The sequence below is a fragment of the Pseudomonas sp. P1.31 genome (genome assembly GCF_001269815.1).
GTDB lineage: Bacteria > Pseudomonadota > Gammaproteobacteria > Pseudomonadales > Pseudomonadaceae > Aquipseudomonas > Aquipseudomonas rustica.
The window spans coordinates 19,233-32,144 of record NZ_LHVN01000032.1 but is presented as its reverse complement, the minus strand read 5'-3'; the positions used below and the strand labels follow the sequence as shown (position 1 = coordinate 32,144).

The window sequence follows — 12,912 nt, the reverse complement described above, 5'->3', positions numbered from 1 at the left end:
CCTAGTCTAGGAAGGTGGTCTGATCGGAAGGGATGATCAGGCAGTGCCATACAAGGGATCCCATGAAGCAAAAACGGACGCTCGGAACGCCACGTTTGTTGGGCATCGTCTGGCCTTTCATTGCCGTCGTGTTGTTTCAGGCGTTATTGGGCGGTGTGAGTCTTTATGTCCTGTCGGCCGTGCGTGGTTACGTGGCGGGCGAGAGCCTGTGGTCGAAAGGTCAGAAAGACGCCATTTATTACCTCAACCTGTACGCCGACAGTCGTGACGAGGCGATCTTCCTCAAGTATCAGGACGCCATTGCCGTGCCGCAGGGCGGTCATCAATTGCGCGTCGCCCTGGATCGTCAGCCGCCGGATCTGGAATCGGCGCGTGAAGGCATTCTCAAGGGTGGCAACCACCCGGATGACGTCTCCAGCCTGATCTGGCTGTACCTCAATTTTCGTCATTTCAGTTATCTGGAAAGGGCGATCGACCGCTGGACGGTGGGCGATGCCTATCTGGTGGAGCTGGATAACGTGGCTCGCGAGATGCACCGCAGCATCACCGAGAACACCGCGTCCGATGCGGATGTTCGCCTCTGGAAAGCGCAGATTTTTGATATCAACGACGGCGTGACGCCGGCGGCCAAAGCGTTCAGTGATGCTTTGGGTGAAGGCTCGCGGGTGATTCTGCGGCTGTTGCTGTTCACCAACCTCGCCACCGCGCTGGGGTTGATCGTGCTGGCGCTGTTGCGCACACGTAAGTTGCTCAAACAGCGCCACGCGTTTGCCGAAGCCCTGCAACTGGAAAAAGATCGTGCGCATGTCACGCTGCATTCGATTGGCGACGGCGTGATCACAACGGATGTCGACGGCGCTATCGACTATATGAACCCGGCTGCCGAGGCACTGACCCACTGGAAAGCCGAGCAGGCTGCCGGCTTGCCGTTGGCGGCATTGTTCAATTTGCTCGATGACAACGCGCAGGCCGAAGGGCTGACGCTGATTGAACACATTCTCAGCGGCCAACTCAGTGGTGGCAGCGAACATTCCAAACTGATTCAGCGACTCGACGGCAGCACGGTGTCGGTGACGCTGGTCGGCGCGCCAATCCGTAATGCCGGCAAAGTCAGCGGCACGGTGCTGGTGTTGCACGACATGACTCAGGAGCGGCAATACATCGCCAATCTGTCGTGGCAGGCAACCCACGATGCGCTGACCGGGCTGGCCAACCGCCGCGAGTTCGAATATCGCCTGGAGCAAGCGCTGCACAACCTCACGCGGCAGGGCGGGCGACATGCGCTGATGTTCCTCGATCTTGACCAGTTCAAACTGGTCAACGACACCTGCGGTCACGCGGCGGGCGATGAGTTGTTGCGGCATATCTGCGCGTTGCTGCAATCAGGCCTGCGCGAGGGCGACACCCTGGCGCGGCTGGGTGGTGATGAGTTCGGGATCTTGCTGGAGAACTGCGCGCTGGAGGCAGCGGAGAAGATTGCCGACAGCCTGCGCCAGACCGTGCAGAACTTGCATTTCGTCTGGAAGGGCCGGCCATTTCTGACCACCGTCAGTATCGGCCTGGTGCATGTCGGTCAGACGCCGACCACCCTCGAAGCGTCGCTGCGCGCCGCCGACATGGCCTGCTACATGGCCAAGGAAAAGGGCCGCAATCGGGTGCAGGTCTATCACGCCGACGATTCGGAGCTGTCCCTGCGCTTCGGCGAGATGGCCTGGGTGCAACGCTTGCACATGGCCCTGGAGGAAAACCGCTTCTGCCTGTACGCCCAGGAAATCGCCCCGCTGGGCGGCATTCAGGATGGCCGCGCGCACATCGAAATTTTGCTGCGCCTGCATGATGAATCCGGCCGGATGATTCTTCCGGACAGTTTCATTCCGGCCGCTGAACGTTATGGATTGATGAGTCAGTTAGATCGTTGGGTTGTGCAAAACGTATTTAAGGTTATTGCTCAATGTATTGCAGAAGAACATGAAGGCCCGTTGGCGATGTGTGCGATTAATCTGTCAGGCATTACTATAGGAGATGACGCGTTTTTGCACTTCCTGAGGGAACAGTTTGTTAACTATGCCATCCCGCCTGAAATGATTTGTTTTGAAATTACAGAAACCAGTGCTATTTCAAATTTAGGCAGTGCAATACGTTTTATTAATGAACTCAAAGGCTTAGGTTGTTACTTTTCGCTGGATGACTTTTGTGCCGGAATGTCTTCATTCGCTTACTTGAAACATTTACCTGTAGACTTCCTGAAGATCGACGGGAGTTTCGTAAAGGATATGCTGGACGACCCGATTAACCGCGCAATGGTCGAAGTGATCAATCACATCGGGCATGTCATGGGTAAGCAGACAATTGCCGAATTTGTTGAAACAACCCAGATCGAACAAGCCTTGCTTGAGATCGGAGTTGATTACGCTCAGGGTTACGTTATTGAGCGTCCGCAGTTGTTTACCTGTGACAGTTTGCAAAGTCGGCCCGCCAGACCGCAGCCGCTGTTATTCAAAGCGCCTGGCACGTTCCGTTGAAATCTCTTGCCGATCCTTATAATCACAAATCAAAAGGAGCCGAACAGTGATCGACACATTCAACCGAACCGGACCACTCATGGAAGCTGCAAGTTATCCTGCCTGGGCACAACAGCTCATTGAGGATTGCAGCGAGAGCAAGCGCCGGGTTGTCGAACATGAGTTATATCTGCGCATGCGTGATAACAAGCTCAGCGCAAAAACCATGCGTCAGTACCTTGTCGGGGGCTGGCCGGTAGTTGAGCAGTTCGCGTTGTACATGGCGCAGAACCTGACCAAAACCAAGTTCGCCCGCCACCCGGGTGAAGACATGGCGCGGCGCTGGTTGATGCGCAATATCCGCGTCGAACTCAACCACGCCGATTATTGGGTGCACTGGAGTCGCGCGCACGGTGTCAGTCTCGAAGACCTGCAAGCACAACAAGTGCCGCCGGAACTGCATGCCTTGAGTCATTGGTGCTGGCACACCAGTTCCGCCGATTCGCTGATCGTGGCCATTGCCGCCACTAACTATGCAATTGAAGGCGCAACGGGTGAGTGGTCGGCGGTGGTGTGCTCCACGGGCGTCTACGCCGCCGCGTTTCCCGAAGAGGATCGCAAGCGCGCGATGAAGTGGCTGAAGATGCATGCGCAGTACGATGATGCGCATCCATGGGAAGCGCTGGAGATCATCTGCACGCTGGCGGGGATGAACCCAAGCAAGGCCTTGCAGACCGAGCTGCGTCAGGCGGTGTGCAAGAGCTACGACTATATGTACCTGTTCCTCGAACGGTGCATGCAACTGGAAACGTCCGAGCGTTTGCTGGTAAGCCGTGAGCGCAGGGCGGTAGTTACGCAATAAAAATGTGGGAGCGGGCTTGTGTGGCGAGGGGATTTATCCCCGATCGAGTGCGAAGCAGTCGAAAACCAGCGAATTTGGTTTTGGGGCAGCTACGCTACCCATCGGGGATAAATCCCCTCACCACACAAGCCCGCTCCCACAGTTGTTTTGTGGTGTATGGGAGGTATTAACCCGCCATTGCCAAACGGTTACGACCTTCGCGCTTGGCCACATACAGCGCACTGTCCGCGCGGCGCAACAGGCTCTCCGCCGATTCCCCCGGCAGCAGCGTCGAACAACCCAGACTCACCGTCAACTCGATCAACTGGCCATCGGCGTAATACTCGGCAGCCTGCGCCGCATAACGCAGTCGCTCGCCAACCATCGCCGCCGCCTCGCGGCTGGTGTTGGACAGCAGAATCAAAAACTCTTCGCCGCCATAACGAAAGACCATGTCGACGTTGCGCAGCTGACCCTTGATCGACGCCGCCACGGCTTTGAGCACGTCATCACCGGCGCTGTGCCCATGGCTGTCGTTGACGCGTTTGAAGTGGTCGATATCCAGCATCAACACAGACAGTGGCTGCCCGTGCCGGCGCGACATGTCGATCTCGCGTTGCAGGGTCTGCTCCATGGCAATGCGGTTGCCGGCGCCGGTCAGCGGATCTCGCAGAGCACTTTGCGTCGCGGCGCGGTAGAGCAGGGCGTTGCGCATCGGGTACAGCAGCGACGACAGCAGTGATTCGAGGTTGCCCTGATCCTGTTCGTTGAAACGCTGATTGCGGCGGAACACCAGTTCGCCCATGTGCTCGCCTTCGTGGCTCAAGCTGTAGCTGACCGAATGGTGACCGCGAGCGCCGAACTCCAGCCGCAGGTCGCTGCCCTGATGCACGTAGCTCAAGGCGTCCAGCGGCACGAGGCGTTGAACCTCACGGAAAAACAGCCCGAGGATACGCTGCGGTTCAAGACTGGTTTGCAGTTGCAGGCTCAGTTGCTGGCGCAGCTGCGCAAGACTGGTCGGTCGCTCCAGCAAGGGAGGCAGTTGACCGAAGCCCAGGCGTTGCAATTTGGCGCTATCGAAGTCAATTGCATTGGTCTGGGAGGGTGATTTCATATGGCGTGAACCCTTAGCAGTAAGTCTGTCTTACAGGCTGGGTGAGAGCGGCTATGGGCTGCGCGTCATACTGATCCATCAGTCCCGTAGGACGTTTGGCGTAAGTTTAGTCTGCCTGATGACGATTAGTAAGCTATCGAAATCGGCCTCGCCTCATTGCCTTCACGCGGCTTGCTTTGAGGAAAATTAGAGCGAAAGTCGTGCCATTCGGTTCATATTTGTTAAAACCGTTTTTATTCAATGGCTTGCGAGCTTGCAGGGAAAATTCGCGCTGGATAATTGACTAAATTGTGACGGTCGCGAGCGGCAAATGTTGGCCGCGACGGGAATCCGCCGCGGCAACAAAGCCGACGTATGGCACTACTGAGCGTTGAAAGCCTGGCCGTTGATGCCGGTGCTGTCCGGGCCCATCAGATACAGATAGACCGGCATGATCTCCTCTGGCGTCGGGTTGTTCAGCGGGTTTTCCCCCGGATACGCCTGAGCACGCATGCTGGTGCGAGTGGCGCCGGGGTTGATGCTGTTGGAGCGCACCGGCGCCACGGTTTCGACTTCATCGGCGAGGGTTTGCATCAAACCTTCGGTGGCGAACTTCGACACCCCGTAAGCGCCCCAGTAAGCACGGCCCTTGCGGCCAACGCTGCTGGAGGTGAACACCACCGAAGCATCCTGCGACAGCTTGAGCAGCGGCAGCAGGGTGCTGGTCAGCATGAACATGGCGTTGACGTTGATCTGCATGACGCGCATGAAATTCTCGCCGGACAACTGCTCGATCGGCGTGCGCGGGCCGATGATCGAGGCGTTGTGCAGCAGACCGTCGAGGTGGCCGAATTCAGCTTCGATCATCGCTGCCAGTTCATCGTACTGATGGGGCAGGGCGGTTTCGAGGTTGAACGGAATCACCGCCGGCTGCGGATGGCCCGCCGCTTCGATGTCGTCGTAGACCTGCGTCAGATTGGCTTCGGTCTTGCCCAACAGCAACACGGTCGCGCCGTGAGCGGCGTAGGTTTTCGCCGCAGCCGCGCCAATGCCACGACCGGCACCGGTGACCAGAATGACCCGATCCTTGAGCAATTCGGGGCGAGCGGAGTAATCAAACATAAAAACCTCACAATCCATTAATAGCTAAAAGATCGCAGCCTGCGGCAGCTCCTACAGGACAGTAAATATCTGTAGGAGCTGCCGCAGGCTGCGATCTTTTGACCTTGATCAGCAACTGCAAAGCGCGCTATCGAGCACCTTGCGCAGCTCCGACGGATGATCCACCACCACGTCCGCTCCCCAATGCCGCGGGTTGTCGTCCGGGTGGATGTAGCCAAACGTCACCGCCGCGGTTTTCGTGCCGGCGTCGCGCCCCGATTCGATATCGCGCAGATCATCGCCCACAAACAGAACGGTCGACGGATCCAGATCAAGCATCTTGCACGCGAGGATCAATGGCTCCGGATCCGGCTTGCTGTTTTTCACGTGATCCGGACAGATCAGTAGCGCCGAACGTTCTGCCAGCCCCAACTGCTGCATGATCGGCTCGGCAAAGCGCAGCGGCTTGTTGGTCACCACGCCCCAGATCAGGTTGGCCTTTTCGATGTCGGCGAGCAGTTCGCCCATGCCGTCGAACAGCTTGCTGTGCACCGCGCAGCCGACCAGATAGCGCTCAAGGAACTCAAGGCGCAATTCCTCGAAGCCCGGCGATTCCGGATCCATCGAGAACGTCACCGCGACCATGGCTTTGGCGCCGCCGGAAATCTCGTCGCGAATGTGCTTGTCGTTGATCGGCGGCAGGCCGCGATCGGCGCGCATTGCCTGGCAGATGGCGATGAAGTCCGGCGCCGTGTCGAGCAGGGTGCCGTCCATGTCGAAGAGAACCGCTCTGATGGCCATCGGCTTACTCCTCGCGCAGGGTCTGGATCATGTAGTTGACGTCAACGTCGCTGGCCAGTTTGTAGTGCTTGGTCAGCGGGTTGTAGGTCAGGCCGATGATGTCCTTGACGGTCAGACCGGCCATGCGGCTCCAAGCGCCGAGCTCGGACGGGCGGATGAATTTCTTGAAGTCGTGGGTGCCGCGCGGCAGCAACTTCATGATGTATTCAGCGCCGACGATGGCGAACAGGTACGCCTTCGGATTACGGTTGATGGTCGAGAAGAACACCTGGCCGCCCGGTTTGACCATGCGGAAGCAGGCACGGATCACCGAGGATGGATCCGGTACGTGCTCAAGCATTTCAAGGCAGGTCACCACGTCGAACTGCTCAGGCATTTCTTCTGCGAGGTCTTCGGCAGTGATCTGGCGGTATTCGACGTTGACGCCAGATTCCAGCTGATGCAGTTGCGCGACCGCCAGCGGCGCTTCGCCCATGTCGATGCCCATCACGGTGGCGCCACGTTGGGCCATGGCTTCACTGAGGATGCCGCCGCCACAACCGACGTCGAGGACTTTCTTGCCGGCCAGATTGACCCGCTCGTCGATCCAGTTGACGCGCAGCGGGTTGATGTCGTGCAGCGGTTTGAATTCGCTTTCACGATCCCACCAGCGATGGGCCAGGGCTTCGAATTTGGCGATTTCGGCGTGGTCGACGTTGCTCATGTTAAATCCTCTAAAACTTGAAAAAGGCTGTAGCCCCGGTGTGTGTTCCGGGGTTTTTACGATTCTTTGTGGCCGGTGATGCGCTGGCCCCAGGCCCGGGCGGTGGCGCCCAGTTGTGCTTCGTCCAGTCGCGTCAGGCGGCGGTCGTCGAGCAGTTGTTTGCCGGCGACCCACAAATGCTTCACGCAGTCGCGGCCGGTGGCGTATATAAGCTGCGACACCGGGTCGTAGACCGGTTGCTGCGCCAGGCCGGACAGATCGAAAGCGACGATGTCGGCGGCTTTGCCGATTTCCAGCGAGCCGACTTGCGCCTCGATGCCCAGCGCGCGTGCGCCGTTCAAGGTGGCCATGCGCAGCGCACGATGGGCGTCCAGCGCGGTGGCGGAACCTGCGACGGCTTTCGCCAGCAGCGCTGCGGTGCGGGTTTCGCCGAGCAAATCCAGATCATTGTTGCTCGCCGCGCCATCGGTGCCGACCGCAACGTTCACCCCAGCCTGCCACAAACGCTCGACCGGGCAGAAGCCGCTGGCCAGTTTGAGGTTGGATTCCGGGCAATGGATCACGCTGGTGTTGCTTTCTACCAGCAACGCCAGGTCATCATCGCTGATCTGGGTCATGTGCACGGCCTGGAAACGCGGGCCGAGCAAGCCTAGGCGGCCGAGGCGGGCGAGCGGACGTTCGCCGAGCTTCTCCAATGACTGCTGAACTTCGAACGCGGTTTCGTGCACATGCATATGAATCGATGCATCGAGCTCCTCCGCGATCACGCGGATTTTTTCCAGATTCTCGTCGCCGACGGTGTACGGTGCATGAGGGCCGAAGGTGATCTTGATGCGTTCGTGATGCTTCAAGTCGCCGAACAATTCGACGCCCTGACGAATGGCTTCATCGGCACTGCTCGCGCCCGGGATCGGGAAATCAAGGATCGGAATGGCGATCTGTGCACGGATGCCGCTGTTGTGCACACGCTCGCTGGCGACTTTCGGGAAGAAGTACATGTCCGAGAAGCAAGTGATGCCACCCTTGATCTGCTCGGCGATGGCCAGATCGGTGCCGTCGCGGACGAATTCTTCATCGACCCATTTCGCTTCGGCCGGCCAGATGTGGTTTTCCAGCCAGGTCATCAGCGGCAGATCATCGGCCAGGCCGCGGAACAGCGTCATCGCCGCGTGGCCGTGGGCATTGATCAGGCCGGGGGCGAGCAGCACATCCGGCAACTCGCGGATTTCCGTGGCGTTACACTTCAATGCTTCGGCGCGCGGGCCGATAAACACGATGCGACCGTCGCGGATGCCCAGGCCATGCTCTTTGAGCACAACGCCTGCAGGTTCGACGGGTACCAGCCAGGTCGGCAGCAATAATAAGTCGAGCGCAATGGCAGGTTTCGGCATCGAGGGTCGGTTCCAGTGCTTTTGTAAAGGATGGCGAAGTATACCCGAGCGTCTTCGCGGGGGGATCGCTATAATCGGCGGCTTTTGTTCATGAGTGCGGGGTGTGGGATGCGCGATCGACTGTTGGCTGCGGAGAAAGTGAAGGCCATCGATTGGCGAGACGGCGCGCTGCACCTGCTGGATCAGCGTATTTTGCCGTTCGAAGAAACGTGGATTGCCTACACCAGCGCCGCCGGCGTGGCCGAGGCGATTCGCTCGATGGTGGTGCGTGGCGCGCCGGCCATCGGCATCAGTGCGGCCTACGGCATCGTGCTCGCCGCGCGCGCGCGGATCGCTGAAGGTGGCGACTGGTACGCGGCGCTGGAAGAGGATTTTGCCTTGCTGGCCGATTCCCGTCCGACTGCGGTCAATTTGTTCTGGGCGCTGGGTCGTATGCATGATCGACTGGATCGCCTGAAAGAAAACGCCGATCCGCTGGCGGCGCTGGAGGCCGAGGCGATCGCCATTCATGAAAGCGACCGCGAAGCCAACCTGACCATGGCGCAGCTCGGCGTCGACTTGATCCGCAAGCATCAGGGCAATGCTCAGGCGATTCTGACCCATTGCAACACTGGCGCGCTGGCCACAGGCGGTTTCGGTACCGCGCTGGGTGTGATTCGCGCAGCCTTTATTGAAGGCATGGTCGAGCGCGTTTACGCCGACGAAACCCGTCCGTGGCTGCAAGGCTCGCGTCTGACCGCGTGGGAACTGGCCAATGAAGGCATTCCGGTGACCCTGAATGCCGACTCTGCTGCTGCACACATCATGAAAACCAAGGGCGTGACCTGGGTCATCGTCGGCGCCGACCGCATCACTGCCAATGGTGACGTGGCGAACAAGATCGGCACCTATCAACTGGCGGTCAACGCCATGCACCACGGTGTGCGTTTCATGGTGGTGGCGCCGAGTTCAACCATCGACATGAACCTGGCCAGCGGCGACGACATCCCGATCGAAGAACGCGATGGCGCCGAGTTGCTGGAAGTCGGCGGCAAGCGCGTCGGTGCCGACGTTGAAGCGTTCAACCCGGTGTTTGACGTGACGCCGGCGGATCTGATCGACGCGATCGTCACCGAGAAGGGCATCGTCGAGCGCCCGGATACCGCGAAAATGGCCCAGTTAATGTGCCGCAAACGCCTGCATTGATGCGGTGACACTCAATGTAGGAGCTGCCGAAGGCTGCGATCTTTTGATCTTGATTTTTAGAGGCCAGGATCAAAAGATCGCAGCCTTCGGCAGCTCCTACAGGTGTGCGCACCCCAAAAAGTCAATAAACATCGCTAATCCACAGTACAAATCTGCATTCAAAGAAGCTCTAAGCCTCTCTCGTCCCCGTTAAGCCTGTCACCGGTCAACTAACTATGCTCCATGCGCATCTGGGGGATAGGTGCGTGGCGGCCTTTGTGATAACATCCGGCGTTTTCCGAGGCAGCTTCACGAAGCTGTCTTCACTGCGCAAATCCACGCTCCAATGTTGATTTGTCGTAAGTCGGCGCATGGCACTCGGCCGGCCCCGACGAGCTTCGTTGGTCCCATATGGATATGACGAAGTTTCACCAGAAAAAGGAATCAGGCTTCTCATGGGCGAACTGGCCAAAGAAATCCTCCCGGTCAATATCGAAGACGAGCTGAAGCAGTCCTACCTCGACTACGCGATGAGCGTAATCGTCGGCCGTGCACTGCCGGATGCGCGCGATGGCCTCAAGCCCGTGCACCGTCGCGTACTGTTCGCGATGAGCGAGCTGGGTAACGACTACAACAAGCCGTACAAGAAATCTGCCCGTGTTGTCGGCGACGTGATCGGTAAGTATCACCCGCACGGTGATACCGCGGTGTACGACACCATCGTTCGTATGGCCCAGCCTTTCTCCCTGCGCTACCTGCTGGTAGACGGTCAGGGCAACTTCGGTTCGGTCGACGGCGACAACGCTGCGGCGATGCGATACACCGAAGTGCGCATGACCAAGCTGGCGCACGAGCTGCTGGCTGACCTGCACAAAGAAACCGTGGACTGGGTGCCGAACTACGACGGCACCGAAATGATCCCGGCGGTCATGCCGACCCGTATCCCCAACCTGCTGGTCAACGGCTCCAGCGGTATCGCCGTGGGCATGGCGACCAACATCCCGCCGCACAACCTCGGTGAAGTCATCGACGGTTGCCTGGCGCTCATCGACAACCCTGAGCTGACCGTCGATGAGCTGATGCAATACATCCCCGGTCCGGACTTCCCGACCGCCGCGATCATCAACGGTCGCGCCGGTATCATCGAAGCCTACCGCACCGGTCGCGGGCGTATTTACATGCGCGCCCGCTCGATCATTGAAGACATCGACAAGGTCGGTGGCCGTCAGCAGATCGTTATTACCGAACTCCCTTACCAGTTGAACAAGGCGCGTCTGATCGAGAAGATCGCCGAGCTGGTTAAAGAGAAGAAGCTGGAAGGCATCACCGAACTGCGCGACGAGTCCGACAAGGACGGTATGCGCGTCGTGATCGAACTGCGTCGCGGCGAAGTGCCTGAGGTGATCCTCAACAACCTCTACGCCCAGACCCAGCTGCAATCGGTATTCGGCATCAACATCGTTGCGCTGATCGACGGCCGCCCACGCATTCTGAACCTCAAGGATCTGCTAGAAGCCTTCGTCCGTCACCGTCGCGAAGTGGTTACCCGTCGTACCGTGTTCGAACTGCGCAAAGCGCGCGAGCGTGGTCACATCCTCGAAGGTCAGGCCGTTGCCCTGTCGAACATCGACCCGGTTATCGCCCTGATTAAAGCCTCGCCGACCCCGTCGGAAGCTAAAGAAGCGCTGATCAGCACGCCGTGGGAATCCTCGGCCGTGGTCGCGATGGTTGAACGTGCCGGTGCCGATTCGTGCCGTCCGGAAAACCTCGATCCGCAATACGGTCTGCGCGAAGGCAAATACTTCCTGTCGCCAGAACAGGCGCAAGCCATTCTGGAACTGCGTCTGCACCGTCTGACTGGTCTGGAACACGAAAAACTGCTGGCCGAGTATCAAGAGATCCTCAACCAGATCGGCGAGCTGATCCGCATCCTCAACAGCGCTGTGCGCCTGATGGAAGTGATCCGCGAAGAGCTGGAAGTGATTCGTGCCGAATACGGCGACGTGCGCCGCACCGAAATTCTCGATGCCCGTCTCGATCTGACCCTGGGCGACATGATCCCGGAAGAAGAGCGCGTCGTGACCATCTCCCACGGTGGCTACGCCAAGACTCAGCCATTGGCTGCGTACCAGGCTCAGCGTCGTGGCGGCAAAGGCAAATCGGCGACCGGCGTCAAGGATGAGGACTACATCGCTCACCTGCTCGTTGCCAACAGCCACACCACGCTGCTGCTGTTCTCCAGCAAAGGCAAGGTGTACTGGCTCAAGACCTACGAGATTCCGGAAGCGTCCCGCGCTGCCCGTGGTCGTCCGCTGGTCAACCTTCTGCCATTGAGCGAAGGCGAATACATCACCACCATGCTGCCGGTCGATCTCGAAGCCATGAAGCGTCAGGCTGAAGAAGAAGAGGCTGAAGGCGTTGAGGTTGATGTAGAAGAAATCGAAAACAGCAACGAGACCGACGAAGAGCGTCGTGCCCGTATCAAGGCTGCTGATCGTAAAAAAGCGCCGTTCATCTTCATGTCGACCGCCAACGGTACGGTCAAGAAGACGCCGCTGGTGGCCTTCAGCCGTCAGCGCAGCGTTGGTCTGATCGCGCTGGAACTGGACGAAGGCGACATCCTGATCTCCGCGGCTGTCACCGACGGCGAGCAGGAAATCATGCTGTTCTCCGACGGCGGCAAGGTAACGCGCTTCAAGGAATCCGAAGTTCGCGCCATGGGCCGTACCGCCCGCGGTGTGCGTGGCATGCGTCTGCCAGAAGGGCAGAAGCTGATCTCCATGCTGATTCCAGAAGAAGGCAGCGAAATTCTCACTGCTTCGGCGCGCGGCTACGGCAAGCGTACGGCGATCACCGAGTTCCCTGAGTACAAGCGTGGCGGTCAGGGCGTTATCGCCATGGTCAGCAACGAGCGTAACGGCCGTCTGGTCGGTGCGGTTCAGGTGCAGGACGGTGAAGAGATCATGCTGATCTCCGATCAGGGCACCCTGGTGCGTACCCGTGTCGACGAAGTGTCGAGCCTGGGTCGTAACACGCAAGGTGTGACGCTGATCAAACTGGCCAAGGATGAAACCCTGGTCGGTCTGGAGCGGGTTCAGGAACCTTCGGAAGTCGAAGGCGAAGAGCTTGAAGGGGAAGAGGGCGAGGAATTCGAAGGCACTGTCGTCAACGACGATGCCGGTGAAGACCAGCAACTCGACGCCGCAGCAGACGAAGAACCGCAAGAATAAGCGGACAAGCAAGGGGGCGGATGAGAATTCGCCCCCTTGTTATTTGTCCTGTTTGAAAATTTGCAACACTGTACGGGATCGTTCCCA

9 protein-coding genes are annotated in these 12,912 nt (G+C 58.8%); 4 read left to right on the top strand and 5 right to left on the bottom strand.

What is annotated here, in order from left to right; genetic code table 11:
* The first annotated feature begins 62 nt into the window (after positions 1 to 62).
* The gene (locus AD669_RS18835) at positions 63 to 2,522 is read left to right on the top strand and encodes an EAL domain-containing protein (RefSeq protein WP_053122477.1); all 2,460 of its coding nucleotides are present in this window, start codon (positions 63 to 65) and stop codon (positions 2,520 to 2,522) included.
* Positions 2,523 to 2,601: 79 nt separating this feature from the next.
* Positions 2,602 to 3,363: a TenA family transcriptional regulator gene (locus AD669_RS18830; protein WP_218959131.1), complete on the top strand. Its 762-nt coding sequence runs from the start codon at positions 2,602 to 2,604 to the stop codon at positions 3,361 to 3,363.
* 166 nt (positions 3,364 to 3,529) lie between these two features.
* Here AD669_RS18830 and AD669_RS18825 read toward each other — a convergent pair whose 3' ends face one another.
* From AD669_RS18825 to AD669_RS18805, 5 genes are all read right to left on the bottom strand, one after another.
* The gene (locus AD669_RS18825) at positions 3,530 to 4,456 is read right to left on the bottom strand and encodes a GGDEF domain-containing protein (protein WP_053122473.1); all 927 of its coding nucleotides are present in this window, start codon (positions 4,454 to 4,456) and stop codon (positions 3,530 to 3,532) included.
* A 360-nt stretch (positions 4,457 to 4,816) separates the two neighbouring features.
* On the bottom strand, positions 4,817 to 5,557 hold the full coding sequence (locus AD669_RS18820; protein WP_053122471.1) for a YciK family oxidoreductase: 741 nt from the start codon (positions 5,555 to 5,557) through the stop codon (positions 4,817 to 4,819).
* A gap of 108 nt (positions 5,558 to 5,665) precedes the next feature.
* The gene (gene mupP / locus AD669_RS18815; protein WP_038364376.1) at positions 5,666 to 6,337 is read right to left on the bottom strand and encodes an N-acetylmuramic acid 6-phosphate phosphatase MupP; all 672 of its coding nucleotides are present in this window, start codon (positions 6,335 to 6,337) and stop codon (positions 5,666 to 5,668) included.
* A 4-nt stretch (positions 6,338 to 6,341) separates the two neighbouring features.
* A complete protein-coding gene (ubiG, locus tag AD669_RS18810) occupies positions 6,342 to 7,040 on the bottom strand; it encodes a bifunctional 2-polyprenyl-6-hydroxyphenol methylase/3-demethylubiquinol 3-O-methyltransferase UbiG (RefSeq protein WP_008079776.1) in 699 nt (232 codons plus the stop codon).
* A gap of 56 nt (positions 7,041 to 7,096) precedes the next feature.
* Positions 7,097 to 8,431, bottom strand: a complete 1,335-nt coding sequence (locus tag AD669_RS18805) for a TRZ/ATZ family hydrolase (RefSeq protein WP_053122469.1) — start codon at positions 8,429 to 8,431, stop codon at positions 7,097 to 7,099.
* Positions 8,432 to 8,539: 108 nt separating this feature from the next.
* On the opposite strand from AD669_RS18805, the gene mtnA reads away from it, so the two are divergent.
* Complete coding sequence (mtnA, locus tag AD669_RS18800; protein ID WP_053122467.1) at positions 8,540 to 9,616, top strand: S-methyl-5-thioribose-1-phosphate isomerase; 1,077 nt, start codon at positions 8,540 to 8,542, stop codon at positions 9,614 to 9,616.
* A gap of 434 nt (positions 9,617 to 10,050) precedes the next feature.
* The gene (gene gyrA / locus AD669_RS18795) at positions 10,051 to 12,825 is read left to right on the top strand and encodes a DNA gyrase subunit A (RefSeq protein WP_053122466.1); all 2,775 of its coding nucleotides are present in this window, start codon (positions 10,051 to 10,053) and stop codon (positions 12,823 to 12,825) included.
* Positions 12,826 to 12,912 lie beyond the last annotated feature (87 nt).